This window comes from Candidatus Woesearchaeota archaeon (genome assembly GCA_020854775.1).
Taxonomy (GTDB): Archaea; Nanobdellota; Nanobdellia; order Woesearchaeales; family 21-14-0-10-32-9; genus 21-14-0-10-32-9.
The window spans coordinates 22714-47589 of record JAHKLZ010000025.1 but is presented as its reverse complement, the minus strand read 5'-3'; the positions used below and the strand labels follow the sequence as shown (position 1 = coordinate 47589).

Below are 24876 nucleotides of genomic sequence, written 5' to 3'. Positions count from 1 at the left end.
CTTTGAGGGTGAATCAAGTAATGTTTTTCAGAATCTTTGTTGATAAAAAAGGTATGTCTCCTTTGTTGGTGACTATTTTCTTGGTTGCTTTCGCTGTTGCTCTTGGAGCTATGGTTATGAGTTGGGGTTCTGATTCTGAGAGGCGAGATTCTTCTAGTTGTGATGATATTAGGATTGCGCCTCAAGTTCTTTTGGGTGAAGAAATGCTTTGTTTTAATGAGGATTCTGGCAGACTCAAAATTGTTATTTCTAATTCTGGTAAGGTTCCTTTGAATAGTATTGTTAATAGGCAGATAAGTTCTGATTTCAGGGTTGAGGATATTCTTATTCCTAATTCGGGTTTAGGGGTTGGTCAAATTCTTAGTACTGAGATAGATATTATGCCTGGTAGGATTAGAGCTGAATTAATTCCTGTTATTATTGTGCTTAATGAGAAAGTTCTTTGTAGTGGCAAATCTTTGATTAGAGAAAATATTCCTCTTTGTTAATTCATTCTTTGAATTTGAATACGTCGCCTAGATTAACTGATGATTCTCTGTAGGAATTCATATCTTTTTTAGGTCTGTTTTCTTCAATAGGTATTTCTTTTGTTGTTTCTGGTTGTTCTTCTTTTAGTAAGTCTTGGGTTATGAATTCGTCTTTTGTTTCTGCTTCAAATAATTCGTTAAGACTTTCGTTTGATCCGCAAAATCCGCAGGATTCGCAGTCTGATTCTGTGTGTTCTGGTTCTACTTCTGCGTATACTTCTTCTTCTTTCATTTCTTGTTTTGGTGAATTATTTGTTTGTTCTTTTTTTAAGTAGGATAAGCCCATTATGTTTTTTTCTTTTCTTTCTTCGAAGTTGCTGTTTACTTTGTTGTTTGTTTGGGCCATATTCATTGCCATTCTTATTGCTTCTGTTTCTGATGCTGCTAATCCTGATGATTTTAGTGTTTGTGCTAATGTTTTGATTGTTTCATCTTTTAATTCGTTTATTTTATTCATTTTTTTGTTTCACCTATTTTGATAAAAAAACCAGAAAGCAAGATAATTGCCCCTAGTATACACATAACATCACTAGAATATATAAATGTTACTATTTTTGTTTTTTTTATTATTAAAAGAATAGAACTCACCATAAAATTTATAAAGGAGTTTTCACTATCATGTAATAACAAAGCAATTTGTGATCTTTTTAGAACACAATCAAAAAAAAGTATTATGTTGCGCGACGGGGGTAATAAAAGATGAAGAAAAAATTATTTACAATATTAATAGCGCTTGTATTATTAATGGTGACTGTTTATGCAGCTTCAGCATTAGAAATAAAAGAAATACAAGAAAAAGACGCACACGTAGGAGTAGAATTCTCTCAAAACGTGGAACTTACTAGTTATGAAAACGTAGGCGATCTAACTTATACTTTGCTTGATAATCCTGCGAGTATGACTATAAATAACGATGGAAAAATAACATGGACTCCAAAATTAGCAGACATAGGAACTCACACCATAAGAGTTGAAGTTTCAAATGCTACAAACAACGATGTTGAAGAATTTGACTTAACAGTTATTTATTCTGCATTCACAATCAGCTTAAACACAGGTTCAGCACCTGTTTCAGCTATTCCTGAAAAAGAATACAAATTTAAGTTGCAAGCATCTAGCAGTCATCCTTTGGCTGTTGAAGGTTACAACTACGAATTAATTGATGGTCCTGAAGGAATGATTCTTTTGAATGATGAATTAATTTGGACTCCGACAATTTCTCAATTAGGTTCTTACAATGTGAGAGTCTCAGCACTTCCACAAGACGCTCCTTCAGATTTTAATCCTGTTGAAGGTGTTTTCACTGTGAGTGTTCAAGGAATGACTATTGATAGAATAGAAGTAAGAGCTGAAGGAAGAAGACTTGAAACAATTTCAAGAGATAATTACTTATCAAGTTCTGTACCTTACGCTATTGATAGAGAAGCTAATCTTGGTGACATGATAGAACTTAGAATATCTATTAGGAATAATTTACCAACACACAATGATAATGAATTAAGAGATGTAGAAATAGAAATTTATAGCTATGACTTAGTTGATGCGGACGGTCAAGAAGCTTTTATATCAAGAATAAGAACTGGAAGAACAGAAGATCAAACAATATCTTTTTACATTGATCCTGTTGATGTTCATCCTGATGATGCGCCTTTTGACTTAGAAATAAGAGTAACAGGGGAAACAAGAGCTGGTGACTTATTATCAGATGTTTGGGTTCTTGAATTAAGACTTGAATCAAAATCTTATAATTTGTTAATGAGCAACATAGCAATAGTTCCTGAATCTGTTTGTGCAGGTGAAAGACTAAGAGTTTCTATGAATCTAAGAAACATAGGTACTAGGGATTTAAGTCTTGCAGGTGTAAGATACTACGTTCCTGAACTTAACATTAATGAATGGGAAAGAAACATAGTTCTTGATTACGATGATTCAAGAACAATAACTAAGTTCTTTGACGTGCCTAAAGACGCGATTCCTGGAGAATACTTCATGGAATTAATTGCTCATCCTAGGATGACGAGCACAAGTGATACTAGCACAGAAATATTGATGTTTAACGTAAGATCTTGCGAACCTGTTAAAGAAGATGAAAAGGAAGATACTGTCGTGGTTGTTCCTCCTGTTCAAGAAGTAGTTGTTCCAGGAACTCCTATTTCTGAAGCTACGGGAAAGAAAACATCAATCTTTGACAAAGACAGCAATGTCTACGTTGTTTTATTAACAGCGCTAATCGTTCTTGTACTTGTAGGAGTAATATTGTTATTAGTAGCAGTATTCAAAAAATAACTTTTTTTTATTTTTTTTTATTTTTTTAGAAGTGATTCACTGTAACTTCTTGATGATATTGTCTTCTAGCAAGAATTATCCATTTACTAAAATCATTATCGGTTAAAAAGTATTGATTGTTTTTGTTTTCAGAACTTATTTCTTTTAGTACTTGATTATTTCGAGGTAATATAACTATTTTCTTAGAAGTTTCACTAAATTGGTCTTGAGTTAAATCAATGTATAATTCGCTGCTAGGATCGTAATTCCAAGTGTGTGATTGATCTTCATGCATTTTGTATTCCCAATCATTTTTTTGTCTGTGTTTAGGAATCCAGAATCCTGAACTTGTTTCTAAGCCTGTTAAATGACTTACTAAGAAAGATGTTTTTATGCATTTATGAAGAGGAAAATAAGGCTCGTATTTTTCTAAGAAATGTCTGATGCTATATAGTTCTTGCATAAGATTCTTATTTATTAAAGATTCTAATTCGTCGCTCATATTTTTGGGAACAAAAAACAATATATAAATATTACTTTTTTAATTACTGTAAAGTGAACACTTTTTTTGTTGTTTTTCGTAGGTTTTATTAATGAATCTTTATTTCTTAAGTTCATGAATGTTCAAGAAAGTAATGCAGTAATTATTCAACTAGGTAAGAATGGTGTTTCTGCGCAATTAATAGATAACACGAAGAAGAACTTAGCTAATAATAAACTTGTCAAAATTAAATTCTTAAAGAATGCTTTAGAAGGAAAATCAAGAAAAGAATTAGCTCTGCTAATCACTGAAGAATTACGTGTTCCTGTCGAACAAAAATTAGTTGGTAACGTTTTATTTCTTAAAAGAATAAAAAAATAAGGTGTCATCATGGAGTACTTTGACAGGTCTAAATCTTCAATTATTAAGAAATTAGAAAAAGAAGATAAATCCCGAAAAGGAAACGTTGATGAAGATGCTAAACCAGTCATTACTGCTCTTAATGATTCTAAGGATTTTTACACTACGAGTTCTTGTTCGGGAAGAATTTCTTTGTTTAGAGAAGCTAAGAGTAAAAAAAAGTTTGATTCTGGTTGGTTATTCGTTAAGCACGGGGAAGTAACTAAGAAAGAAATTAGTGATGAATTAAAAGTTGTTCCTTTAGACACGGTTTGGTTCAGACAAGAAGCGCCTATTTTTCATGTTGCTTGCAGAAACATCGAATCAGCTTCTGCTCTTTTAAACTTGTGTCGAGACTTAGGTTTTAAGCATTCTGGAATAATAGGTATTAGTAGGAGAGTAATGGTTGAAATTATTTTTAATGAAAAAATTGATTGTCCTATTTCTGAGAACAAAGTCTTATTAGTTTCTGATAATCACTTAGACTTATTGTTTAGCAAAGCTAATGATAAGCTTAAAAGAAATAATTTTTTGCTTAAAAAATTCGGCTTAGAGATTAAGAAGCGGTTTCAATAGTGTTGAATTTATAGAAAATTATTTAAATGAAAATCTTAATAGTTTCTTAACGAGTGTTTTAGTCTATTCGATTAAAAAAAAGATTTAGAGGTGTAAAATATGGGTTTTAGAAAAAAAGGAGCGATGGAACTAGGTATTAGTACTGTTGTTATGTTGGTTATTGCTATTGTTATTATAGGTGCAGCAATCGCTTTTATTAGAGGTTTCTTTGCTAAGGGTGATGAGAGCTTGATGGGTGCTTTTGACATCGTAGATTTCAGGGTTGAGCCTTCAAGGACTAATCCTTTAGTTCTTTCTTCTGGGAATGAATTAAGAATTAAACCTGCGGATAAAGTAAGAATAGGTATAGGTTATTATAATAAAGATGCTGAAGCTGAGTTTGAACCGGATGTTGATTGTGATAATGGTGCGGGTTCTAATGGGGGTGTTGATTTGTTGGTAGGTGAACAAAAGATAGGTTCAGGTGCTATAGGTACTTTTGAAGCAATAATTTCTGCAACTGATCCGGGTCATTATGTTTGTACTTTGTCAATGAAGGGTTCTGATGTTCAAAGTCAGTTCATTATGATTGTTCAGAACTAAGAGGTGAATTAGTATGTTTAAGAAAAGAAAGAATAAGTTGAGTTTAACGCATGATGAAGAGTTTGCTTTGTTCAAGTTAATAATTGATAAGTACTTGTGGCTTGGTACTATTAGTATAGTCGCGGGTATTTTTTTGTTGTTGAATAAGAACGTTGAATGGGGCTTAGGCGCTTTGATTTTGTTGGTGGGTGTCACGATTTTGTTGATGTTCACGTCTATCATGCTTAGGCATTTTGATTTTAGGAAATTATGATTTTCCTAATTTTTTCTTTTTTTTTAGGGTGTTTGATTGATGAAAATGATTCGTAACAAGAAAGGTATGGAAATAGCTATTAGTACTTTAGTAGGTATTATTATTGCTGCTTTGATGTTAATGGCGGGTATTGCTTTGTTTGGTAACTTGATTTTTAGGACTAATCAGATTAGTGGGGAAGTTGACGCGATGATGGAGCAAGAGTTAATTAATGCTTTTGTGTCTAATGATCCTATTTATATTCATAGGAATCCTTTAACTCCTGGTAAGGGTGAGGACTCTGTTATTTTCGGTGTGGGTATTCATAATATTTACAACACGCCTAGGAACTTCACTATGAGCGTAAGTGGTAATGATGATTTAGTAGATGAGAATATTTTGCATTCGTACATGAACGAGGAGAATTTCACGATTGCTCGCAGGGATAAAGCCGCTGTGTTCGTTATTGTGCCTGTTAAGGATTTACCTAAGGGTCAGCACTCAGTTACTTTAGAAGTTAAGCATTATAACGGTTCTCATTGGAACTTGCATGATAATAAGAAATTGTTGTACATAAACAAATAAATTCTTATTTTTTTTATTTTTTGTTAAATCCTTTTAGTAAGCTAATGATTTCTTTTTCTACGTTTTTTGCTTTTATCACTCCTGACGCTACTAGTACTCCGTTCGCTCCTAATTGTTTGGCTATTCTGACGTCTTCTTCTAAGTGTATTCCTGCTCCGCAAAGTATTCTTATTTTGTTTGAGGTCTTAGATGCTTCTTGTATTAGTTTTGGTTTGGCTTCGCTTATAGAAGTTGTTCCTCCTATTAATTCAGGTGGTTCTACGGCTACGTAGTCAGGTTTGAATTTTAATACTTTCTTGGTTTCTGCTAAGTTCTTCGTGCATACTAAGCTTAGAAGTTTCTTTTTTTTACATAGCTTAACTGTTTGTTCTATTCTTTTCATTGAGAGTCTTTTCTCTGAGTGATTTATTAGTATTCCTTTAGCTCCTGCTTCTTTTATTGCGTCTATGTTCGTGCTCCCTGTGTGTCCTCCTTGTTCTTCTAAATCGGTGTGTTGTGCAAAAACAGGTATCTTCGTTGATTTTTTTACTAGTCTTAAATCAACTGTTTGTGGAACTAGTATTATTTTTCCTTTTTTCTTTGTTAAAGCTTTCTCTGCGGCTCTAACTATTCTTAGTGCGTTTCTTCCTGTGCTTTCTTTGTAAGTCTTGAAGTTTATTATTAGTACGTCTTCCATGTTTCTTTTCTTTGCGGATTCATTATTTAAATGTTACTCATTTTTTAATAAGTATTTTAAATAATTAGTTTTTCTTAAATAGTATGCCTCGTAAGAATAGGAATACTAAGCAAAAAGAATTAATTAAACAAGAACTAAGCAGTATTAATTCTTTTTTTAGTGCTGAAGACTTATTTTTAAGGGTTAAAGAAATAGATGAAAGTATTGGAGTGGCTACTATTTATCGATTCTTAAACGAAGCTGAAAAAAACAAGGAGCTTATTTCTTATATTTGTGACCGGAAAAAAGTTTATTCTCGTGGTAAGAAGAGTCATTGTCATTTTGTTTGTGAAGAAACAGGCAAGGTTATTCATTTCGAGATTGATAATATTGATTTCTTAAAGGATAAGATTCCTGGTTCTATTAATAGTTTTCAATTAGAGGTTAAAGGTATTTGTGATAAGTGCGTTAAGTAGGTGTTTTGATGAAGATAATAATTATAGGTTCTGGTTTTGGTGGTTTATCCGCGGCTGCGCTTCTAGCTAAGCAAGGTCATGAAGTAACGGTTTTTGAAAAGAACGAACAAGTAGGGGGTAGGGCTTCTATGTTCGTTGAGAAGAAGTTCAGGTTCGACGCGGGTCCTTCTTGGTACTTGATGCCTGACGTATTTGAGAAGTTTTATGCTGAGCTTGGCACATCTCCTAATAAGGAGCTTAATCTTAAATTGTTAAATCCTAGTTACAAAATATTTTTTCATGACTCAGAATTAGAAGTAACGCCTAACATCGAGGAAACTTATGCTTTGTTCGAATCCTTGGAGAAAGGTAGCGCGGAGAAACTCAAAAAGTACTTGGAAAGAGCTAAGTATCAATATGATACTGCTATGCGTGAATTTATTTACCGTGAATACAATAAGTTGTCTGATTTTTTTAGTTTCAAATTATTAGTTCAGGGTACTAAGCTTAATGTTTTTCAGAATCTTGATAAGTACGTTAGTAATAATTTTGAGTCTGATAAAATAAAAAAAATCTTGGAGTACACCATGGTTTTCTTGGGTGGCGCGCCTAAGAATACTCCTGCTCTTTACAGCATTATGAGTCATATTGATTTCAACATGGGCGTGTTTTATCCTGAAGGAGGTCTTAATGCTGTCGCGTTATCTATTTATGATATTAGTAAGAAATTAGGGGTTAAGTATAAGCTTAATGAACCTGTTCAGAGATTAGTCGTGGATAAAGGTGTAATAAAGAAGGTTGTTACTAACGTGGATTCTTACAGCGCGGATTTAGTTATTAGTAACGCTGATTATTGGTTCACTGAGAATTATTTATTAGATGAGAAGTACAGGTCTTATTCTAAGAAGTATTGGTCTAATAGAGTTGTGGCTCCTTCCGCGTTCATAATGTACCTTGGTATTAATAAGAAGATTAGGGGGTTGGAGCATCATAATTTGTTTTTAGAAAATGATTGGATGCATCATTTTAATCAATTATTTAAAGAAAAGAAGTGGCCTGATGCGCCGTCTTATTATGTTTGTTGTCCTTCTAAAACTGATAAGTCTGTTGCTCCTAAGGATAAGGAGAACTTATTTGTTTTGGTGCCTGTTGCTCCGGGTCTTAGGGATTCTGAGGAAATAAGGAATATGTACAAAGATAAGATATTGATGCACTTAGAGGAAACGCTTAAGACTAAGATTATTAAGCACATAGATGTAATAAAGATTTTTTCTCATTCTGATTTTAAATCAAGGTATAATTCTTTTAAGGGTTCTGCTCTTGGTCTTAGTCATACTTTGTTTCAAACAGCTATTTTTAGGCCGAGTATGAAGAGTAAAAAAGTTAAGAATTTGTTTTACACGGGTCATTATAATCATCCGGGTATAGGTGTGCCTATGGTGATTATTAGTTCGCAGATTTTAGCTAATAAGATAAAAAATGAGTACAAAAAATAATATTTTCAAGAAAGGTAGCACTACGTATTATACTAGTAGTATTTTTTTTCCTAGGAGTATTAGGAAAGATGTTTTTACGCTTTATGCATTCGTTAGGACTGCTGATGACTTAGTTGATAGTGTGCCTCAGAAGAAAAAAGAATTCTTAGATTTTAAGAATAAGACTTTGCTTGCTTTACGTGGTAAGAAGTCTGGTTACGAAGTCATTGATGACTTTGTTGATTTGTATAATAATAAAAAGTTCAGGGAGTCTTGGGTTGTTGCTTTTCTTAGTGCTATGGAGTCTGACTTGAAGCGTACTAAGTGTAAATCTTTGGTTGATACTTATGCTTATATTTATGGTTCCGCTGAGGTTATTGGTTTGTTCATGGCTAAAATAATGAATTTGAAGAAGTCTTCGTATAAGCACGCTATGCTTCTAGGTAAAGCTATGCAGTACATAAACTTCATTAGGGATATTAATCAAGATGCTAAGATGAACAGGTCTTATCTTCCTTTGGATGAAGCTAAGATTTCTGGTTTGAAGAATCTTGATTTTGATACTATTAATGATGAGCGAAACGCGGAGGCTTTTGATTCTTTTTTGTTAGCGCAGTTAAACAGATTCTTTGAGTTAGATTCTGGTGCTAGGAAGGGTTTTGGTTATATTCGTAGTGATTGCTTAGTTCCTATAATGACTGCTCAAGACATGTTTGTTTGGACTGCTAAGAAGATTAAGAAGAATCCTAGGATTGTTTTGAGAAAACAAGTAAAACCTGGGAAACATTTAATAATGTTTAAGTTATTAGTTAATTATTTTAGGGGTGAATGATTTGAAAGAATTGCAAAGTTATCATCAATTATTAAGAAATGAGATGATTAGTTTTTTTGATAAGAATTCTTCTTTAATAACTAGGACTGAGGACTTGAAGATTTATGATTACTTAAAGGAGTATTCTCTTAGGGGTAAGCTTATTCGTGGTTCTTTAATCATTTTAATTAATGATGTCTTAACAGGTAAGGTTAATGATGACGCGTTAATAACCGCGACTAGCTTAGAAGTTCTACATTCATCCATATTAGTTATTGATGATATTATTGATAAGGACGATGTTAGGAGGGGTAAGCCTTCTATTCACGTAATAGTTAAGGAGCTTATTCCTGATTCTAAGGATTTGGATCATGACGCGCAGAGTATTGCTCAATGCGTTGGCTTAATTGGTACTTATTCTGCTTATATGAATTTGTCAAGGGTTAATAAAGATGTTACTAAGCAATTATCTGAGGAATTCGTAAAAACTGGTTTCGCGGAGCTTAATGAGATTATTCTTTCTCAAAAAGAAATTGTTACTAATGATGACGTCATGAATATTTATAAGTTTAAGACTGCGAAGTACACCATCACGTTACCTTTTAAGCTCGCGTATATTCTGAGTGGGGAATCTTTCACTGAGGACTTGGAGAAAATAACTGATAACATAGGGATTTTGTTTCAGTTCACTGATGACTTGTTAGAGTTGGATAGAAGCGCTGAAGAAATAGGTAAGTCTAATACGTCTGATATAAAGGCGGGTAAGCAACATTATCCTAGAAAAGTTTTGGAGATAAGTGTTTCTGACGAAGACTTATTATTGTTGAATCAGTACTATTCTGATTTGAGTGATGAATCAGTTGTTAAGATTAAGGAGCTTTATGAAAAATATGATGTGGCTGATAAGACTAGGAAAGTCATAAATAATTTAAAGGAAGAAACTGTTGAATTAATAAAAGAGCAAGATCCTAGGATTAGGTTCTTATTAGAAAAATTATTAAATTATGTTATTGAGAGGAAGTTTTGATGAACATATTCAAGATTAGCAGGCCTAGGTTTTGGTTGTACTTAGCAGGTCCTTATTTGCTTGGTTATTTTTATGGCTTGTATTCTTTGGGTGTTTCTTGGCAGTTCATTTATACTTTTCTTTATTTCTTGGTGCCTGCTAATATTTATTTGTACGGGATTAATGATTATTTTGATAGGGACACTGATTTTTTTAATGAGAAAAAAACGAGTAAGGAGCATAGGTTATTGTTTAAAGAAAAAAAGCAATTAATTATTTGGTTAATTATTAGTGTTTTGTTGCTTATTCCTATTTTTGTGTGGAGTTCTCTTACTGGTTCATTAATCTTGTTGGTTTGGCTTGTTTTATCAACTATGTACAGTGCGCCTCCTAGGTTTAAAGCGATTCCTTTCTTGGATTTTTTAAGTAACATTTTGTATGTTCTTCCTGGTTTTTATGCTTACTTCGAGTTAACTAAGCAGTTTCCTTCTTTATTAGTTATAATTGCTTCTTTTGCTTGGGTTTGGGCTATGCATATTTATTCGGCTGTTCCTGACGTGGAAGCTGATAAGAAGGCTAAGTTAAAAACTACTGCTTTGGTTCTCGGACAAAAAATGAGTTTGTTTTTATGCGTTATTCTTTGGTCGGTGTTCTCAGTCATAATAAGTATTAAGGCATCTCCTCTTGGTGCTTTAACAATAGTTTATCCTATTCTGGCTTTGTACACTTTAAAGAATATTAACAGGATAAACAAGGTTTATTGGTATTTCCCGTACGTAACAGCGTTCATCGGATTCTTAGGATTTGTGCACGCATCTTTATTCTTTATTCTTTGATTATCCATAGAAGTGCTTAGTTGTATCTGTGTAAGGAAAATTATAATTAGGAACAACTTCTCCTTTAACCCTGCCAATTAATGGGAATTTTCTGCTTAGAGTCATACAAAAAGTGTATTCTTCTTTGTCATATTCAAATAAGTTAATGTTAAGAGTTTCAGGGCTCACGTTATTAATCATTGTTAAAACAGCGGATTCTAAGCTCTCATTATTAATTATGCGGGAAAGACTTATGTTTATTATTCCTAGCTTGTTAGAATCATATAATACTCGGTAAATGCTGTGAATGTAATCATCATCGTAATGAACGGGTTGATCGTGTATGCTTCTGCCCATTTCATCAACAACGTCTAAACTTAAAACGTTGTTAGTCATGGCGTGCATGAGTTCTTTCATTTTCAAAGTTCTTGCATAGAAATTTCTTGCTTTAAATCCTGTTAAGCTGTTAATAATTCTGTTTTTATCAAAAGTTCTGAGCAACATCTCACCTTGCAATAACAAAAAGTCTTAATAATTCTTTTCTTAGAATTCATCATTTAAATATTATTCTATTCCGCGTAATGATTTGTTAAACACATCATTTTATTATTTCGCGTATTTTGTATACGACTTTTTCATAATCTTCATCTTTAATTTTACAAATCTTTCTTATTACTTGATTTTTTTCTGCTGTAAAAAGCATGTCGCACCTAACATAACTGTTCAATTGCAAAGAACCATTCAAAGTATTGTTCTTTTTTATTTCCACGCAATACTTGTCTTTTTTTGTTCTTTTAGAAGTAATTTGGCAAAGAATAACATCATCTCCTAAATCTTCAGATAATACTAAACAAGGTCTGAGTTTTCTATTAGATAAATCAGTGTATGGGAAAGGAAAAAGAACTATTTCTTTTTTTGTAAATGACTCCATGCTTTAGCCTCCTTGGCTGTTGACCAGCGTTTGGCTAAAGTTTTTTCACTAGCTTTGTAAGTTTGTATTCCTCTAAGTTTTTCGTTGTTTTGTTCAAACAATTTTTCTCTTATTGTTTCTCTGATAAAATCTTGCAGTGTATCATAACCTTTTTCTTCAGAAAAATTCTTTGCTGTATTAAACATTTTATCAGACAATTTCAAACTTATTTGCATACCCATAAGTACGAATAAATACGATTCAGTATTTATATTTTTTGTTTCTTGTTCTAAAACTTCAACCATCAATATTTGAAAAAAATTGTTGTTTAAATACACTGTGTGCACAGTTGTCTTGTGGAGTATTAGGAATTTATTTTCATAATACTTTTTTTTAGAAACAATTAAATACTTAGTTTTACGTTGATTCATTATGCGTTTAACAAAAATATTTGTTTTATTGTCTTATCTCGGCATGGTTTTGGTTAATTTTTTAGCTAATGCTCTGCCTATAAATAACGTTGCTACGGGTGCTGTGTCTGATTCTTATCCTAACTTGTTTGCTCCGGCTGGTTTAACGTTTTCTATTTGGGGTTTGATTTACTTATTGCTAAGCTTATTTGTTCTGTATCAGTTCAATGTTTTTGGTAACGTTAAGAAACACGAAAAAGTTCTGGAAAAAATAAGGTTTTATTTCATTATTAGTTCTCTTGCAAATATTTCTTGGCTTTTTTGTTGGCACTACGACGCTATGTGGCTTTCCTTGTTTTTTATGGGTTTAATACTTTTTAGTCTTATTAAGATAGCTGAATGTCTTCATGGTTACAAGTTGAAACGCGAAGATTATTTTTTGATGAAGTTGCCTTTCAGCGTGTATTTTGGTTGGATAACCGTAGCGACTATTGCGAACGTAACCGTTTTTTTGGTTAGTGTTAATTGGAACGGCTTCGGAATAAGCGAGATTATTTGGACAATCATTGTTTTATTAATAGGTGCAACCATAGGTATTTTAGCGACGCTGAAGAATAAAGACGTCGCGTACGCTTCAGTACTTGTTTGGGCTTACTTAGGCATATTGTTAAAACACGTTTCCACGTCGGGATTCGCGAGTCAGTACCCTTCGATAATCTTCACGGTTATTTTGTGTGTGTTCTTGTTCACATCAACGATTCTTTATTTGATTTACAAGAAATTAATCTGATTCTATTAATTATTTTTTTTAGTTCTTTTTCTTGTTGTGAGCCTTTTTCATGTGCTCAGATTGATTCTTGAAAACCCATAAGTTATCAGGATCATTACAATCCTTACCGTAGTAGCCATGATGAACAACCTCGCTCTTCTTCAAAGGACGACCAATCTTATCCTCAGCCACCCACCTAGACACAAGTTTACCACTATCAGAAAACCTACGATAACTATTCTTATCAACATACGTCCCAGCCATAAAATATCACCTACATCATAGTTTGCAAGAACACATTTAAATATTATTTGGGCATAGTTGACCAGTGAAGTTATAAGACTCAATTTATATATTTTTAATACACTTTCAAGATAATCTCTTCAAACATTTTGTTGAACTTTAGAATTTTTATTTCTTATTCTTAACCAAATTAAAAAAAATAAAATTATAAACATCAATATTCCTTTTCCTAATGATTCAGAATCTATTTTAAACACATTTAATAAGTTAATATTTGTTATTGTTTTACTTTTATGATTTTTTTATTTGTTCTTTAAATATTTTTTCTTTCAATAGCTTAATTAATTTGGGCTCGTCGTAATTATATATGTCTTTTATATCTAAGCAAATAATTTTTTTGTTTAAGTATTGTTTTGGAAAATTCTCACCTATGAATTTTCTTTGATGGTCTTCCATAACTATTACTAAGTCAGCCCAGTCTAGTTTTTCTTTGGTTAATTGGTTTCTATAAGAATAAATACCTGCGGATTGTGTTTCGTGTTTGTCTTTAAATAAATCCTCGGCGGTTCTACTTCGATACATACTTTGGTTACATATAAATAGTAATTTCATAGTCTTATTTTATGATTTTTTATTTATAAATATGTTCGTATTTTGATGCTCGTTTTCTATTATGAATATCTTTATAAATTAAGTTTTTTTAATATTGTTTATGGGGAAAATGTTATCTAAATCTAAGTATATGGCTGGTCTTGAGAGTCATGCTTTACTTTGGACTTTGGTAAATAATTCTGAGCGTATTTCTGAACCAGATATGGTTTTGCAAGATAAATTTGATGAAGGTCATAACGTGGGGGAATTGGCTAAAAAATTGTTTTCTTCAGGGGTTGATTTGTCTGATTATGATTTTTTGGATAATGTTAATAAAACTAAGGAATTGTTAAATGAAGGAAAAGTTTTGTTTGAATGCGTGTTTTTGCATGGGCGTTGTCATGCTCGTTTTGATATTTTAGTTCCTAACAAGGATGGTTTTGATTTAATCGAGGTTAAAAGCACTACTGGTGTGAAGTCTGCCCATATAGACGATTTGGCTTTTCAAAAATATCTAGCTGAAAAAAATGGCTTAATAATCAAGAATGTTTATGTTTTACATTTAAATAACGAATATTTTAGGGGGAAGAGTCTTGATTTGAAGTCTTTGTTTAAACAAACAGATGTGACTCCTGAAGTGTTTTCTGTTGATTATGTTGAGTTAAAAATAGCTGAGTTTTTGCGCGTTATTGATTTGCCTGAATGTCCTGATTTTAATGTTGAAGATTATCCAAAATCAGATTACGGGAATATTTTTATTGATGAATTCCTAGAAAGTTTACCTGAAGGAAACGTTTTTGAATTATACAGAGTTAAAAGAAAAACCGCAGTAGAAATGTACTTGCAAGGAATACATTCTTTGAGAGATATACAAACCAATTACAAAACTAATAATAACCAACAAATACAAATAAAAGCACAAGAAAACGTTTACGTTGATGTAAAACAAATAAAAGATTTCATTTCAGGATTAACCAAGCCAATTATTCACTTGGATTTTGAAAGTTTCTCTTTAGCAATACCTGAATATGAGAAAACAAAACCATATCAACATCTGCCTTTTCAGTACTCTATGCACATCGAACACGAATCAGGAGAAGTTGAACATAAAGAATTCTTATACGAAAAAGAAGGAGACCCAAGAGAAACATTTATTCAAACTTTAATCAAAGATTTGCCAAAAGAAGGAACAATACTAGTTTTTCATAAAGCATACGAAATTCCAAGGTTAAATGAAATCGCCAGAGACTTTCCAAAGTACCAAGAAGAAATACACAAAATAGTTTTAAGAATACAAGATTTAAAAGACCCATTTTCAAATTTCTGGTATCACAACAAGAAACAAAGAGGAAGCAACTCAATCAAAAACATATTACCAGTATTTAGCGATAAAACGCATAAAGGCTTAGTTGTTAGCAACGGCTCAGAAGCAATGATTTTATATAAAAAAAACAGGGGAAAATTAACGTCAGAACTACGAAAAGACTTACTGGATTACTGCGAACTAGACACCGAAGCAATGCTGATAATACTAAAAGGCCTGAGAAGCGTTATTAAATAAAAAAAATTGTTAAGGGGGAATTAAAATGAGTTTTAACGAAAAATTAAAAGAAGAATATGAAGCGAAAGGCTTGTTTTCATTTCTAGCAAAACAATCACTCGGAGAAACCAACGATACACATAGATTAGTAGTTGAAGGGCCTAAACTAGTCTCGTTTGAGTACGTGCTAAAACACCCTGATAGCGATTTAGAAAGAATTTATGTAGCGGAATTAGTAAATTTATTAGTTCAAGAAGAATTAAAAAGAATAATGCCTAAATTGAAAGAAATAGCGATCCCGGTTATTGATTCAGAAGACAACATCGTTTTTACAAGAAAAAAGAACAAATACGAGAAATCAAAAATATTTTATTGTTTTATAGATGAAGACTTATGCATACCTCGAAACAAAATAGCAGTCAAAGAATACCTTCCAAGCATAGTACTAACGCAAGACAACAAATTAACATCAACCACAGAAATAAATATAAAGATATGATAATATAATGAGTAAAAAGATGAAAAACCTATGGAAAAATTTACCGGATAAATCACCTTATGTTTTAGAAGAGGATAAAAAATTCATAGATGAATTTAATGCTAAAGCAGAGGATAAGTATAAAATAGTTTTAGATTTACTTCCAGAACCGTTTATAGGTAATAAGGACGCAGATATAGTTTTGTTAAATTTAAATCCGGGTGTGGATAAAAAAGATAAAGAATTGCATAAACAAATAAATTATGTTGATGCAATTAGAAAAAATCTAATTCACGAACAAGCAGAGTATCCTTTTTATTTTTTAAACCCTGAATTTGAAAAAACGCCAGGTTATAAGTGGTGGAAAAGAAAGCTTAATCAATTAAGAAAAGATGTCGAACCAAAAAAATTATCATCAAAAGTATTGTGTGTGGAATATTTTCCTTATCATTCAAAGAATTACAAAGCTATGAAAAAAATATATTCACAAGAATACGGATTTTACTTAGTTGAACAAGCAATAAAGCGAAAAGCGACCATAATAATACTAAGAGCAGAAAAACGATGGCGAGAAGCAGTACCAGAATTAAAAAAGTATGATTATTATTTTTTGAAAAATCCACAATCCTCAACAATTAATCCAGAAAATATTTATAAAATTAAAAAAACAAATTTTTATCAAGAAATACTAAAAAAAGATGTTGATTACAAAAAATTCAAAGAATAATTCGTATATACACCTGAATTTGACAAAGATTATTTTGAATTCTACACAAAATGTTTATACTTAAAAAAATGATAAAAGAAAAAACAGGGATAACTTTAAACAACAGACAAATAGATGATTTATTATTATATGTTTCTAAAGAAGAAAATATTTTTTTATAGTTAAACCTAATTGTGAAGACTCACAATTTATTCTTTGTTTTTTATTTAGCTGAAACAATAGTCAAGGCTTCAAACAATGTTTCTTTCACTTCAGGTATAAAAGCTACAACGATCAGTAAAAAAACAATTGCCATAACAAACCATGCTAAAGCAGCACCTTTTTTATTTATTTTAATATTCATATTCCTTAGTAGTGTAATTTAATTTATAAATTTTTTGTTCATTTAGTACTTCAAAGACAAATGAAATATTATTTTCTATTTATTTAATATTAAAATACTAAATATATATTGCATCACATAAATATTTATATAATGAAATAGTGTACTATATTCTACTATTATCGCAAATTGTATTGTTTTAAGACGATTTGCATCATTTAGAAACTTTTTTTAAATTTTTAACGATGAAGTGAGGTGACTTTCATGTTAAATAATGCATTTCAAACTATGACATCTAAATTAGAATCTGGACCAAAACCAATTAGTCAAATAGCTGATGGGGATTTTAATTGGAAAACAGCAGAAAAATACTTAGAAATACTTGAAAAAATAGACATTGTATTTTCTGATGATAAAGGTAATAAAAGACTTTATTACTTATATGATAGAGATAACTTCTTTAAAATACCTGTTCCTGAAAAAACAAAACAATTAATTCAAGACATCTTTGCAAAAATAAAAAAATTCGCACCTAGCGTAACAAAAACTCAAGCACACAAAATATTGTTTGAATTAAATCAAAAATTTAATTTAAAAATACCTATGGGTTGGTATCTTTATGGTCCTGTTTGTTTAACTCAATTCAGAGGAAATGAAACAGAATATAATTTGTTAAATAAAGAACAAACACTTTTTCTAAAAGAAACCACTCAAAAATATTCTGTTATAGATAATTTTGAATTAGAAAATCAAATTTATAAAAAAACAGATAACAAATTATATTTATTAAAAAAATCCCTAAAAGATTTTTCTTTTGAAGATAATGTTAATATTCATATGATGGATTTAATAATGTTAGTTCCTGAAGAAACTAAAGAATTAGTTACTGATTATGCGCGATCAGTTATGTTTCTCGGGTGGAATCATAAAACAAGAGAATTGTTCAATTTAGTTTGGAAATACATCGCGGTTGTAAACTTCAAAGAAGATCTGAAAAATAATAAATATTTTGATTATGATATAAGTATTTATTTTAATAAAAAGATTAAAGAATGTGAATTAGAAATAAGTAATATTTTGGACGACTTAATTATTTCTCGCGGTGAGCAAAAGCATTCTCAGGATATCTTATATCAAAGATGGGTGAAGCATAAGAAATAAAATCATTATCGTAAGTAACAATCATATCCGCACCAGATTTTTTTGCGAGCATTAAATGTAGTTCATCTTGCCAATGTTCATTTCTAGATTTAGCTTCTTGAGTTTCTTCTTTAGTGTGGGTTACAAAATAAAGTTTGTTTTTTGTTTTAAATTCATTAAATAAAAGTGTGAGTTCTTCTTCTTTTACGTGTCTGCAAATCTCAGTTCTAGTCCAATCAGATACAATTAATTCAAATGCACAATTCCAACCTTTTTTAAAAAATTCATACACTCTTTCTGATTTTCTTCTTGATGAATTTTCTTTTATTAAGTCAATAAAAACATTGGTATCAACATAAATTTTCATTTTTTAGAATAAAGATAAGCTATTATTAATAAAAAGTTTCGCTTAAAATGTCCAGTGAACGTCATTTTTTGAATGTGTAAAACTTTTTTTCCGCTATTATTACATGATCTAAAATTTTAATATTCAAAAGTTCTCCGGCTTCTTCGAGTCGATGTGTGATTTCTTCGTCTTCGGGGCTGGGTTCGGGGTCTCCGCTTGGATGGTTGTGTACAAGAATGATTGCGTTCGCGTTTTCTTTGATGGCTGATTTGAATATTTCGCGTGGATGTACGATGGACGCGTTTAGGGTTCCTATGCTTATTGTTTCGTGTTTTATGACTTGGTTCTTTGTATTTAGGTGTAGTATCATGAAGTGTTCTTTGTCTTTGTCTCGGAGCATGGGTTCGCAGTAATCATACACGTCTTTGGCGTTCTTGATTTGTGTTCCGTTCTTTTTGGTTTTTATTCTTTTGTGTAATTCGAAAACGGCTTGTATCTGTGTGGCTTTGGCTTTGCCTATGCCTTTTATCTTCATTAATTCTTGTAGGGAGCATTGGCTTAATTTTTCTAATCCGTACATGCTTATTATTTGGTTGGCTAAATCTAATGCGTTAAATTCTTTTGTTCCTTTTTGTAGGATTATTGCTATTAGTTCGGTGTTGGATAGTGATTCGGCTCCTTGAGTCATCATTCTCTCCCGAGGTCTGTTCTCTGAAGTTATGTCTTTGATTTTCATTTGTGTTAAAGAAATATTTGTTCTTAAAAGATTCTTCGTGTTGAATCTCGGATGTTTTTCGATTTGTTTTTTCGGGTTATTTTTTGGGTTCGAGGAATTGTTTTCCGAGTGTTGGGCCTCTTGGTTGTGCTTGGTAGTTGCTTAGTTTGTAGATTCCTGCTCCGTACACTGCTAGTTTTCCTTCTTTGTCTGTTGGTATGTTTAGTACGGGTTCGTAGTTCATTTTGCCGATGTATTGTCCGTGCGTAATCGTGAAGGGTTCGAATACTCTCATTTCTAGTGTTATGTGTGTTGCGGGTAGTTCTCCGTTTTCTCCGAATCCGAAGCCTATGTCCATGAATCCTGCTTCGTGTACGTATCCTTCGAACGCGTTTTTGTCTATGTATTCTAGTGTTCCGCTTATGTTTCTTGGGAATCTTACTCTTTCTCTTGTGCCCATGATGTAGAAGTAGCCTGGTTCTAGTAGTAGTTGTCCTTTTTCTGGCGCGGTTATTTTTTCCCAGAATTTTTCTTGTTGTTCGTTCATTGATCCTCTGCTTCCTGATAAGTCGTATACTAGGTTAGAGTTGGCTTTTGAGCGGTATGCTACTACGTCGCTTTCTAGGTCCACGGTTAGTTTTATGGCGCTGTTTTTGAATAAGTCATTTAGTAAGGGTATTGGTTCGTCGTATTCGTCGTGTATTAATGGATTTATTTGGTTGTACATTTGTAGTACTTCTTTTCCTAAGGGTATTATTTGGTGTTTCCATAGCTTCATTTGTCCTATGGCTAGTCCTTCTTTTATTTTTGTGTCGAATGCTTTTGGTTGTGCTATTACGTATATTTTACCGGATGCGCCTTTGGTTTCGTCGAACGCGGTGTGTCCGTCGCTTACTACTTTGCTACTTAGTCCGCTTCTTCCCGTGGTGCTTTTTGGGTTGAATTGTGCCCAGTAATTGCTTGGTAGGTTTAGTTCAGTGTTTATTGGTATCACGTATATGTTGTTTTTTTTGAGTATTCCTTTGCTGTCTGTTAGGTCTACTTCTCCTCTCCAGAATTGTTCTATGTATTTTTCTACTGGTTCGTCTGGTTTTGGTAAGAATGATGATGAAACGTGGTATGCTTTGTTTCCTATTGGTAGGTCTATGCTTCCTGGTTGTAGTAGTTTTTCGTTGAAGTTTTTTAGTTTTATGATTCCTTGTTCTATGAATTTTATGATTTCTTGTCTTGGAAGTACTCCTCGCTCCATGTTTTTAAGGAACAACAAACACTCTATAAATGTTTCTATTTAAAAGTGGTAATGTTTCGTAAGATTTACGAAAAAAAACAAAAAGATTAATTAATCACTTAAAAGTAGTTAAAAAACGTAAACTTTATAAATTAAGATGAATTATCATCATTATGGGATTTAAAGTAATTAAAATTGATGACTTAAAATACAAATCTACTAATGAAGAAGAATTAGAACAAAGCATTGTTTTTGATGACTTAGTTTCAACTTTGAAATTAGATAATACAAAATACTTCATACCTTCTGTGAATAATAATTATGAAGTTGTTAAGAATGGAATATTTCTAAAAGCAGCAATAGATGCGAAATTGGATGAAATGCTCGTAGAAGTTCCTGAAAACGTTTATGAATTCCCAAATCAAACTTCGCAAAGTCACATAATTAAAAACTTCATTTTTTTCAATCAACCAATGAGTAATGATTTTAACGATTTATTTTCACAATATGCATTAAGTTGTAAGAATTCTTTAAATAAATCATTAGTTCAATTTGGAAATGTAAATAACGTTGAATATGGTAAATTCGCGTCTGACTCTTTAGTTTATTCTTTAAATGGAACAATTAAAAGCACTGAAAACTTATCTCTTTTAGAAAAACCAAATGATGAATTATACAAAAATTTAGAAACAAGACTTGGAAAAATAAGATCTATAAATGGGATAAAATACTAATAAGTTTCAGAAAACAAATGTTTCTCTTTTATTAAACCATATAAGAAATATTTATTAAACAAAGAAAAAGAAATTAAAGGTATATAATACGCGTTTAAATAAGCTTCTTCAGAACCTAAAATATTATGATTTCCTTCATTAGCATCTGACTTCAAATGACTAACTAAAGATTCAGGAATAATTATTTCATAAACAGCTATTACTACGCCTTGCTGATTATTAGAATGTCCTTTTTTTATGTTAATGGCTGCTTTAGGACTTTTAGTTGTGACATAAAAATTATCAGGATAAACATCTTCTGATAATGGAAGAATTTTGATGTTGGCACTGTTATGGCTGCTTATATTTTTTGCATGATACAAAGATATTTTTTGCTCATTAAACAACTTAACTATTTGTTCAGATTTCATTAATATGTTGTGTAAATTCTTTTCAAAATAAGAATTCTTCAAAGCTTCCTCTACTTTATATCCTAATTCAGCAGCGGAATTAACTCGTTCATTTGTTAATAATTCAAATTCTTTTTTTAGCAACTCTATTTGTTTCTTCAAACATTGTTTAAACTCGTTCATTAAGTCTTTATCTGACAATACAACATTAAACATATCTTCGCCAAGAAAACTATTAGTTATATCTTCCACTAAATTTATTTGTTCGGACAAATTAAGCATAACATTATTTAATATAGTTAAATAATCTTGATCTTTCTTAAATTCATGAAAAAAATCATCTGAAAATGACAAAGTTTTTTTTAAACTAAAATTTATTTTTTCCAAATCAGACTTTTCGACATCATCAATCTTAATTTCTTTATTTAACAAAGCTTTAATCTTATTAAGATTAGAACTCACAAAATCAGAATATTCTTTCACAACGGCTTTATTAGTTCCTGAAGTATCGTATTCTTCAGGCACAGAAAGATCAATACCTTTTCTAATGAATTCTTCGCTTTTCAAAAAAACCGCTTGAGAAAGTTCAACTCTTTCTAGAAAATTAAGAAAATATTTTTCATAAATGCTTAGGGCTTCTTTAGTGGTGCTTTTTAAGTCTTTCCACTCACTAATTTTGTTTTTACTAAAAAAACTCAACAAACTCATTCTTCAAATAATCATTAAAAAGTTTATAAGCTTTTCGGACCAACTAAAAAATTAAGATTTATTGTTTAACGCTTCTCTTATCAATTCTACTTTAACTTTATCTTTTTCTCGTCCGAGCTTTTCATAAGAAACAAGTTGCTCAGATAATGGAGATACAGGAACTTTAAAAGAATCAACTTCTACGTACTCAGTTCTTTTTAGTCTGTCTTTAAGGCTCGTCCATTCCCCGTCGATCTTTTCTTTTAAATCACCCATTATTTCAACTTTAACTCCGTTAATATTGAATTCGCCGAAGTAAGACTCAAATATTTCTGATGTTTTGAACTCGACGTCTCTAACTTTAAAATCTTTAAATATCTCGTTCATTTTAAGTGCGTCATCGCCATCAGTTAGAATATCTACGTCGCCGGGTTTAATCTTAACGTTTTGTAATGCTAAACTAGCGCTTCCAACTAGGACCCACTTAAATTTTTGTTGTTCTAATCGTTCAACTATTATTCTAAGAACTTCGATTAATTTGTTTTCGATCATTTTTAACAAAGAAATTGTTTATTAAATAAAATTTTTGATTTTATTGCTTACTATGATATAGATTAGTTATGCCTAGTGAGTTTTGTAAATATTTGTTTGCGCGAGTAACATCTTGGTTTGTATTGCCTGGGTCTATGAAGCAAGTTCCTACAAATCTTTTTTTTCCATTCTCTGAGTGCCACATCTTCGCGGTTTCATCTCCTGAATTAGTGGTTAGTTCGTATTTTTTATTTGCGCTCATATCCTCCGTTAAAATGGCTCGTTTTTCTACTAATACTTTAGGGTCTTTTTTTGAAGGAGAATACATCTTGATGACGCCTACGAAAGAAGGAATCTTTACGGAGTCGTGCCCAGTATTCAGGGCTTCTTCTTGAACTTCGTCGAATCTTGCTAATTCTTTTTTTAAATCGCCTCTAAGCTCTTTAACATAGCCTACGAATTCTTCTTATTTTTCTTCTGTTTTTGGTTTAAGTTTTTTATAATTTCTTTTCCGCCTGTAAGTGCTATTTTTCCATCTTCAAGAACATATGTTTGTGTGCGATTTCGATTGCTGATTAAAAAGGAATTTATATAAACTTGGTAATATTCTTTGTTATATGTCTTTAACAAAACGCTTTGCAGATCTTAAAACAATTTCAGGATATTCTGCTGATGAAGTAATATCTGCGCTTCAAAAAGAAATCAGAAGAGGAAATATTGAAAATGCGTGCTTTTTCGGTTTAGAACTTTTAGAATCAGGAGATGTCTTTATAGATAAGTTTTGGGAAAGAGTAAGTGTTATTGTTGTTGAAGACATATCAGATAATCAAGCAATTTGTCAAGTGAATGCTTTAAAAAATGTTTTTTATGAATTAAAATCAAGTAAGGTGTGGGATAGACATATGCAAGCAATTAAAGCGATAAAGATTCTTTGCGAAGCTAAAAAAGATAGATTTGTGAGTGAAATATATGATTATCTTAGCTTAAAGAGGAAAGACGGGATGATGTTAGTTATTCCTGAGTATGCATTAGACATGCATACAAAAAAAGGAAAAGAAAATAAAAGAGATTATTTACATTTTTTAGAAATAAGTGCCAAAGTTAATAATGAAAATGCAGAGAGAAATAAAAAATATTATGAAGAATTATTGAAATATTACAAGAAAAATTAAAGAGGTTGATTTTTCAACTCGATTAATTCTTTATCGATTTTGATTATGTTGAATATTTCATTTTCTAAGGCTTGTATTTTTGGTTCTGCAGTTTCAATAAATCTTTCTATATCAGGGTATCTTTTTCTTAAATCACTAATCCTTTCTTCGATACTGACTAGCTCGTCTTCTTTAGCACGCCTATCTGCATAATAAACTATTTTTTCTTCCCATGTGGTTGGAATTATATTTTCTTCGACTATTGCATTTATTGAATGTTTGCTTATTATTTCAGCTAGTTCAGGATAACCTTCTTCTTCTAAAATCATAACTCCTGCAGGAACATGATTAATTTTTAAATCATCTCCTCTCTTCTTACCAATATCGTGTAATAAACTTGCAGCATTCAATATATCGATATTAATATGTTCTCCTTGTTCTTTCAATCGCAATCCAAGAAAAACAGCGACTTGATTAACTCTTAGAATATGTCTAAGTACATGACCAGTTATACCATGTTTTTCTAATAAAGTCATACATTCTTTAGTTGTTAGCATAAATCTTAGCCTCTCTTAGTTTATTTACAGTTGAAAAAAATCTATCTGCAGGTCTAAAGACCATACATTCCCAACAATTATGTATAGGAATATTTGAATTATTTATATTTAACTATTCTTCGTTCAAATCCTTTATTTCAGAAATATTCGCAATATATTTTCTAAATTGTTGAGATGGTATCTCTTCTTCGTATTGTAATAAATATTTGGTTGAATCTACATCTTCATATAAAAATCACTGAGAACTTTTAACTCTTGGTGATTTAATTGGATTTTCTAAATGAATTAAATTTTGAAAAAGAAAAGCAAAAACTTCTAAAAAAATACGATTGTGAAACCCTTGATGAAGTAATAGCGGTTTTAAAAAAGAAAATCAAAGAAAATAATGAATTTAAAAAAGAATCACGCCAATTGTGACCAAGAGTCCACTAAAAAGGCGTGGTGGTTATATAGCCCCGCCCGACTCGTATGTCTTTATTTATAAATAAAATTCAGATTTTGTATTACAAAAACACAAAATTTATATACTTCGTATATTTTGTAT

Annotated in this window: 36 protein-coding genes; 20 read left to right on the top strand and 16 right to left on the bottom strand. The window is 31.3% G+C overall.

Going from position 1 to position 24876, the window contains the following annotated elements; genetic code table 11:
• Window positions 1–20: 20 nt before the first annotated feature.
• Window positions 21–488, top strand: coding sequence for a hypothetical protein (locus KO361_04800; GenBank protein MCC7574884.1), 468 nt, complete (start codon window positions 21–23; stop codon window positions 486–488).
• Between the two features lies 1 nt (window position 489).
• On the opposite strand, the gene KO361_04795 is transcribed toward KO361_04800, so the two are convergent.
• Window positions 490–984, bottom strand: a complete 495-nt coding sequence (locus KO361_04795; GenBank protein ID MCC7574883.1) for a hypothetical protein — start codon at window positions 982–984, stop codon at window positions 490–492.
• A 242-nt stretch (window positions 985–1226) separates the two neighbouring features.
• Between KO361_04795 and KO361_04790 the strand changes: the two genes are divergently transcribed.
• Window positions 1227–2813, top strand: coding sequence for a hypothetical protein (locus KO361_04790; protein ID MCC7574882.1), 1587 nt, complete (start codon window positions 1227–1229; stop codon window positions 2811–2813).
• Between the two features lie 25 nt (window positions 2814–2838).
• On the opposite strand, the gene KO361_04785 is transcribed toward KO361_04790, so the two are convergent.
• Window positions 2839–3294: a hypothetical protein gene (locus tag KO361_04785; GenBank protein ID MCC7574881.1), complete on the bottom strand. Its 456-nt coding sequence runs from the start codon at window positions 3292–3294 to the stop codon at window positions 2839–2841.
• A 114-nt stretch (window positions 3295–3408) separates the two neighbouring features.
• Between KO361_04785 and KO361_04780 the strand changes: the two genes are divergently transcribed.
• The 5 genes from KO361_04780 to KO361_04760 all read left to right on the top strand — a co-directional run bounded on the left by KO361_04780 (window position 3409) and on the right by KO361_04760 (window position 5647).
• Complete coding sequence (locus tag KO361_04780) at window positions 3409–3654, top strand: YhbY family RNA-binding protein (GenBank protein MCC7574880.1); 246 nt, start codon at window positions 3409–3411, stop codon at window positions 3652–3654.
• A 9-nt stretch (window positions 3655–3663) separates the two neighbouring features.
• The gene (locus KO361_04775; GenBank protein ID MCC7574879.1) at window positions 3664–4248 is read left to right on the top strand and encodes a hypothetical protein; all 585 of its coding nucleotides are present in this window, start codon (window positions 3664–3666) and stop codon (window positions 4246–4248) included.
• A gap of 99 nt (window positions 4249–4347) precedes the next feature.
• Window positions 4348–4830, top strand: coding sequence for a hypothetical protein (locus tag KO361_04770; protein ID MCC7574878.1), 483 nt, complete (start codon window positions 4348–4350; stop codon window positions 4828–4830).
• 13 nt (window positions 4831–4843) lie between these two features.
• Window positions 4844–5083 (top strand): hypothetical protein, encoded by a 240-nt coding sequence (locus KO361_04765; GenBank protein MCC7574877.1) that lies wholly within the window; start codon window positions 4844–4846, stop codon window positions 5081–5083.
• 45 nt (window positions 5084–5128) lie between these two features.
• A complete protein-coding gene (locus KO361_04760; GenBank protein ID MCC7574876.1) occupies window positions 5129–5647 on the top strand; it encodes a hypothetical protein in 519 nt (172 codons plus the stop codon).
• A gap of 13 nt (window positions 5648–5660) precedes the next feature.
• Here the strand turns inward: KO361_04760 and tpiA are convergent, their stop codons facing one another.
• Complete coding sequence (gene tpiA / locus KO361_04755) at window positions 5661–6323, bottom strand: triose-phosphate isomerase (protein ID MCC7574875.1); 663 nt, start codon at window positions 6321–6323, stop codon at window positions 5661–5663.
• Between the two features lie 83 nt (window positions 6324–6406).
• On the opposite strand from tpiA, the gene KO361_04750 reads away from it, so the two are divergent.
• From KO361_04750 to KO361_04730, 5 genes are read left to right on the top strand one after another with little or no spacing between them, the layout of a single operon-like run.
• Entirely contained in the window at window positions 6407–6778 is a 372-nt protein-coding gene (locus KO361_04750; GenBank protein ID MCC7574874.1) for a transcriptional repressor, read from the top strand.
• A gap of 8 nt (window positions 6779–6786) precedes the next feature.
• Window positions 6787–8253, top strand: coding sequence for a phytoene desaturase (crtI, locus tag KO361_04745; protein MCC7574873.1), 1467 nt, complete (start codon window positions 6787–6789; stop codon window positions 8251–8253).
• The gene (locus tag KO361_04740) at window positions 8237–9064 is read left to right on the top strand and encodes a squalene/phytoene synthase family protein (GenBank protein ID MCC7574872.1); all 828 of its coding nucleotides are present in this window, start codon (window positions 8237–8239) and stop codon (window positions 9062–9064) included. The genes crtI and KO361_04740 overlap by 17 nt, the downstream gene beginning before the upstream one ends.
• 1 nt (window position 9065) lies before the next feature.
• Window positions 9066–10070 carry a polyprenyl synthetase family protein gene (locus KO361_04735; GenBank protein MCC7574871.1) on the top strand — a complete coding sequence of 335 codons (1005 nt, stop codon included), beginning with the start codon at window positions 9066–9068 and terminating at the stop codon, window positions 10068–10070.
• The gene (locus KO361_04730) at window positions 10070–10885 is read left to right on the top strand and encodes a prenyltransferase (protein MCC7574870.1); all 816 of its coding nucleotides are present in this window, start codon (window positions 10070–10072) and stop codon (window positions 10883–10885) included. Before KO361_04735 ends, KO361_04730 begins: the two co-directional genes overlap by 1 nt.
• On the opposite strand, the gene KO361_04725 is transcribed toward KO361_04730, so the two are convergent.
• The 3 genes from KO361_04725 to KO361_04715 form a co-directional block, all read right to left on the bottom strand.
• Window positions 10886–11368, bottom strand: coding sequence for a hypothetical protein (locus KO361_04725; GenBank protein MCC7574869.1), 483 nt, complete (start codon window positions 11366–11368; stop codon window positions 10886–10888).
• Window positions 11369–11462: 94 nt separating this feature from the next.
• Window positions 11463–11795 carry a type II toxin-antitoxin system PemK/MazF family toxin gene (locus tag KO361_04720; protein ID MCC7574868.1) on the bottom strand — a complete coding sequence of 111 codons (333 nt, stop codon included), beginning with the start codon at window positions 11793–11795 and terminating at the stop codon, window positions 11463–11465.
• Entirely contained in the window at window positions 11768–12205 is a 438-nt protein-coding gene (locus KO361_04715) for a ribbon-helix-helix domain-containing protein (GenBank protein ID MCC7574867.1), read from the bottom strand. The genes KO361_04720 and KO361_04715 overlap by 28 nt, the downstream gene beginning before the upstream one ends.
• A gap of 1 nt (window position 12206) precedes the next feature.
• Between KO361_04715 and KO361_04710 the strand changes: the two genes are divergently transcribed.
• Window positions 12207–12974, top strand: a complete 768-nt coding sequence (locus KO361_04710; protein MCC7574866.1) for a tryptophan-rich sensory protein — start codon at window positions 12207–12209, stop codon at window positions 12972–12974.
• Window positions 12975–12992: 18 nt separating this feature from the next.
• Here KO361_04710 and KO361_04705 read toward each other — a convergent pair whose 3' ends face one another.
• Together KO361_04705 and KO361_04700 are read right to left on the bottom strand one after the other, a co-directional pair.
• The gene (locus tag KO361_04705; protein ID MCC7574865.1) at window positions 12993–13217 is read right to left on the bottom strand and encodes an HNH endonuclease; all 225 of its coding nucleotides are present in this window, start codon (window positions 13215–13217) and stop codon (window positions 12993–12995) included.
• 270 nt (window positions 13218–13487) lie between these two features.
• The gene (locus KO361_04700) at window positions 13488–13778 is read right to left on the bottom strand and encodes a phosphotyrosine protein phosphatase (GenBank protein MCC7574864.1); all 291 of its coding nucleotides are present in this window, start codon (window positions 13776–13778) and stop codon (window positions 13488–13490) included.
• Between the two features lie 130 nt (window positions 13779–13908).
• Between KO361_04700 and KO361_04695 the strand changes: the two genes are divergently transcribed.
• From KO361_04695 to KO361_04685, 3 genes are read left to right on the top strand one after another with little or no spacing between them, the layout of a single operon-like run.
• On the top strand, window positions 13909–15348 hold the full coding sequence (locus tag KO361_04695) for a DUF2779 domain-containing protein (protein MCC7574863.1): 1440 nt from the start codon (window positions 13909–13911) through the stop codon (window positions 15346–15348).
• 25 nt (window positions 15349–15373) lie between these two features.
• A complete protein-coding gene (locus KO361_04690; protein MCC7574862.1) occupies window positions 15374–15826 on the top strand; it encodes a hypothetical protein in 453 nt (150 codons plus the stop codon).
• Between the two features lie 7 nt (window positions 15827–15833).
• A complete protein-coding gene (locus KO361_04685) occupies window positions 15834–16532 on the top strand; it encodes a hypothetical protein (protein ID MCC7574861.1) in 699 nt (232 codons plus the stop codon).
• A gap of 202 nt (window positions 16533–16734) precedes the next feature.
• Here the strand turns inward: KO361_04685 and KO361_04680 are convergent, their stop codons facing one another.
• On the bottom strand, window positions 16735–16875 hold the full coding sequence (locus KO361_04680) for a hypothetical protein (GenBank protein ID MCC7574860.1): 141 nt from the start codon (window positions 16873–16875) through the stop codon (window positions 16735–16737).
• 243 nt (window positions 16876–17118) lie between these two features.
• Between KO361_04680 and KO361_04675 the strand changes: the two genes are divergently transcribed.
• Window positions 17119–18015 carry a hypothetical protein gene (locus KO361_04675; GenBank protein ID MCC7574859.1) on the top strand — a complete coding sequence of 299 codons (897 nt, stop codon included), beginning with the start codon at window positions 17119–17121 and terminating at the stop codon, window positions 18013–18015.
• On the opposite strand, the gene KO361_04670 is transcribed toward KO361_04675, so the two are convergent.
• The 3 genes from KO361_04670 to KO361_04660 all read right to left on the bottom strand — a co-directional run bounded on the left by KO361_04670 (window position 17945) and on the right by KO361_04660 (window position 20304).
• Complete coding sequence (locus KO361_04670; GenBank protein ID MCC7574858.1) at window positions 17945–18361, bottom strand: type II toxin-antitoxin system VapC family toxin; 417 nt, start codon at window positions 18359–18361, stop codon at window positions 17945–17947. The two genes, KO361_04675 and KO361_04670, sit on opposite strands and share 71 nt — an antisense overlap.
• Window positions 18362–18422: 61 nt before the next feature.
• Window positions 18423–19076, bottom strand: coding sequence for a DNA repair protein RadC (radC, locus tag KO361_04665; protein MCC7574857.1), 654 nt, complete (start codon window positions 19074–19076; stop codon window positions 18423–18425).
• 76 nt (window positions 19077–19152) lie between these two features.
• Window positions 19153–20304: a 2'-deoxycytidine 5'-triphosphate deaminase gene (locus tag KO361_04660; protein MCC7574856.1), complete on the bottom strand. Its 1152-nt coding sequence runs from the start codon at window positions 20302–20304 to the stop codon at window positions 19153–19155.
• 152 nt (window positions 20305–20456) lie between these two features.
• Between KO361_04660 and KO361_04655 the strand changes: the two genes are divergently transcribed.
• A complete protein-coding gene (locus KO361_04655; GenBank protein ID MCC7574855.1) occupies window positions 20457–21017 on the top strand; it encodes a hypothetical protein in 561 nt (186 codons plus the stop codon).
• On the opposite strand, the gene KO361_04650 is transcribed toward KO361_04655, so the two are convergent.
• From KO361_04650 to KO361_04640, 3 genes are read right to left on the bottom strand one after another with little or no spacing between them, the layout of a single operon-like run.
• Complete coding sequence (locus tag KO361_04650; protein MCC7574854.1) at window positions 21014–22114, bottom strand: hypothetical protein; 1101 nt, start codon at window positions 22112–22114, stop codon at window positions 21014–21016. The genes KO361_04655 and KO361_04650 overlap by 4 nt on opposite strands.
• Before the next feature lie 51 nt (window positions 22115–22165).
• Entirely contained in the window at window positions 22166–22645 is a 480-nt protein-coding gene (locus KO361_04645) for a hypothetical protein (protein MCC7574853.1), read from the bottom strand.
• 40 nt (window positions 22646–22685) lie between these two features.
• Window positions 22686–22886, bottom strand: a complete 201-nt coding sequence (locus KO361_04640; protein ID MCC7574852.1) for a hypothetical protein — start codon at window positions 22884–22886, stop codon at window positions 22686–22688.
• Window positions 22887–23241: 355 nt separating this feature from the next.
• Here KO361_04640 and KO361_04635 point away from each other — a divergent pair, with 355 nt between their 5' ends.
• The gene (locus KO361_04635; GenBank protein MCC7574851.1) at window positions 23242–23796 is read left to right on the top strand and encodes a hypothetical protein; all 555 of its coding nucleotides are present in this window, start codon (window positions 23242–23244) and stop codon (window positions 23794–23796) included.
• On the opposite strand, the gene KO361_04630 is transcribed toward KO361_04635, so the two are convergent.
• Window positions 23793–24311, bottom strand: a complete 519-nt coding sequence (locus KO361_04630) for an HD domain-containing protein (protein MCC7574850.1) — start codon at window positions 24309–24311, stop codon at window positions 23793–23795. The two genes, KO361_04635 and KO361_04630, sit on opposite strands and share 4 nt — an antisense overlap.
• A 288-nt stretch (window positions 24312–24599) precedes the next feature.
• On the opposite strand from KO361_04630, the gene KO361_04625 reads away from it, so the two are divergent.
• Window positions 24600–24749, top strand: a complete 150-nt coding sequence (locus tag KO361_04625) for a hypothetical protein (protein ID MCC7574849.1) — start codon at window positions 24600–24602, stop codon at window positions 24747–24749.
• The last annotated feature ends 127 nt before the right edge of the window (window positions 24750–24876 follow it).

Bases quoted from the DNA above. Each gene is read 5' to 3' on its own strand.
- KO361_04730 (MCC7574870.1), top strand. From the start codon at position 10,070: ATGAACATATTCAAGATTAGCAGGCCTAGGTTTTGGTTGTACTTAGCA.
- KO361_04640 (MCC7574852.1), bottom strand. From the start codon at position 22,886: ATGAGCGCAAATAAAAAATACGAACTAACCACTAATTCAGGAGATGAA.
- KO361_04800 (MCC7574884.1), top strand. From the start codon at position 21: ATGTTTTTCAGAATCTTTGTTGATAAAAAAGGTATGTCTCCTTTGTTG.
- KO361_04780 (MCC7574880.1), top strand. From the start codon at position 3,409: ATGAATGTTCAAGAAAGTAATGCAGTAATTATTCAACTAGGTAAGAAT.
- KO361_04680 (MCC7574860.1), bottom strand. From the start codon at position 16,875: ATGAATATTAAAATAAATAAAAAAGGTGCTGCTTTAGCATGGTTTGTT.
- KO361_04670 (MCC7574858.1), bottom strand. From the start codon at position 18,361: ATGAAAATTTATGTTGATACCAATGTTTTTATTGACTTAATAAAAGAA.
- KO361_04645 (MCC7574853.1), bottom strand. From the start codon at position 22,645: ATGATCGAAAACAAATTAATCGAAGTTCTTAGAATAATAGTTGAACGA.
- KO361_04790 (MCC7574882.1), top strand. From the start codon at position 1,227: ATGAAGAAAAAATTATTTACAATATTAATAGCGCTTGTATTATTAATG.
- KO361_04725 (MCC7574869.1), bottom strand. From the start codon at position 11,368: ATGTTGCTCAGAACTTTTGATAAAAACAGAATTATTAACAGCTTAACA.
- KO361_04705 (MCC7574865.1), bottom strand. From the start codon at position 13,217: ATGGCTGGGACGTATGTTGATAAGAATAGTTATCGTAGGTTTTCTGAT.
- KO361_04765 (MCC7574877.1), top strand. From the start codon at position 4,844: ATGTTTAAGAAAAGAAAGAATAAGTTGAGTTTAACGCATGATGAAGAG.
- KO361_04685 (MCC7574861.1), top strand. From the start codon at position 15,834: ATGAGTAAAAAGATGAAAAACCTATGGAAAAATTTACCGGATAAATCA.
- KO361_04650 (MCC7574854.1), bottom strand. From the start codon at position 22,114: ATGAGTTTGTTGAGTTTTTTTAGTAAAAACAAAATTAGTGAGTGGAAA.
- KO361_04660 (MCC7574856.1), bottom strand. From the start codon at position 20,304: ATGGAGCGAGGAGTACTTCCAAGACAAGAAATCATAAAATTCATAGAA.
- KO361_04675 (MCC7574859.1), top strand. From the start codon at position 17,119: ATGTTAAATAATGCATTTCAAACTATGACATCTAAATTAGAATCTGGA.
- KO361_04710 (MCC7574866.1), top strand. From the start codon at position 12,207: ATGCGTTTAACAAAAATATTTGTTTTATTGTCTTATCTCGGCATGGTT.
- tpiA (MCC7574875.1), bottom strand. From the start codon at position 6,323: ATGGAAGACGTACTAATAATAAACTTCAAGACTTACAAAGAAAGCACA.
- KO361_04785 (MCC7574881.1), bottom strand. From the start codon at position 3,294: ATGAGCGACGAATTAGAATCTTTAATAAATAAGAATCTTATGCAAGAA.
- KO361_04720 (MCC7574868.1), bottom strand. From the start codon at position 11,795: ATGGAGTCATTTACAAAAAAAGAAATAGTTCTTTTTCCTTTCCCATAC.
- KO361_04690 (MCC7574862.1), top strand. From the start codon at position 15,374: ATGAGTTTTAACGAAAAATTAAAAGAAGAATATGAAGCGAAAGGCTTG.
- KO361_04770 (MCC7574878.1), top strand. From the start codon at position 4,348: ATGGGTTTTAGAAAAAAAGGAGCGATGGAACTAGGTATTAGTACTGTT.
- KO361_04740 (MCC7574872.1), top strand. From the start codon at position 8,237: ATGAGTACAAAAAATAATATTTTCAAGAAAGGTAGCACTACGTATTAT.
- crtI (MCC7574873.1), top strand. From the start codon at position 6,787: ATGAAGATAATAATTATAGGTTCTGGTTTTGGTGGTTTATCCGCGGCT.
- KO361_04750 (MCC7574874.1), top strand. From the start codon at position 6,407: ATGCCTCGTAAGAATAGGAATACTAAGCAAAAAGAATTAATTAAACAA.
- KO361_04795 (MCC7574883.1), bottom strand. From the start codon at position 984: ATGAATAAAATAAACGAATTAAAAGATGAAACAATCAAAACATTAGCA.
- KO361_04775 (MCC7574879.1), top strand. From the start codon at position 3,664: ATGGAGTACTTTGACAGGTCTAAATCTTCAATTATTAAGAAATTAGAA.
- KO361_04715 (MCC7574867.1), bottom strand. From the start codon at position 12,205: ATGAATCAACGTAAAACTAAGTATTTAATTGTTTCTAAAAAAAAGTAT.
- KO361_04695 (MCC7574863.1), top strand. From the start codon at position 13,909: ATGGGGAAAATGTTATCTAAATCTAAGTATATGGCTGGTCTTGAGAGT.
- radC (MCC7574857.1), bottom strand. From the start codon at position 19,076: ATGAAAATCAAAGACATAACTTCAGAGAACAGACCTCGGGAGAGAATG.
- KO361_04700 (MCC7574864.1), bottom strand. From the start codon at position 13,778: ATGTATCGAAGTAGAACCGCCGAGGATTTATTTAAAGACAAACACGAA.
- KO361_04760 (MCC7574876.1), top strand. From the start codon at position 5,129: ATGATTCGTAACAAGAAAGGTATGGAAATAGCTATTAGTACTTTAGTA.
- KO361_04630 (MCC7574850.1), bottom strand. From the start codon at position 24,311: ATGACTTTATTAGAAAAACATGGTATAACTGGTCATGTACTTAGACAT.
- KO361_04635 (MCC7574851.1), top strand. From the start codon at position 23,242: ATGTCTTTAACAAAACGCTTTGCAGATCTTAAAACAATTTCAGGATAT.
- KO361_04655 (MCC7574855.1), top strand. From the start codon at position 20,457: ATGGGATTTAAAGTAATTAAAATTGATGACTTAAAATACAAATCTACT.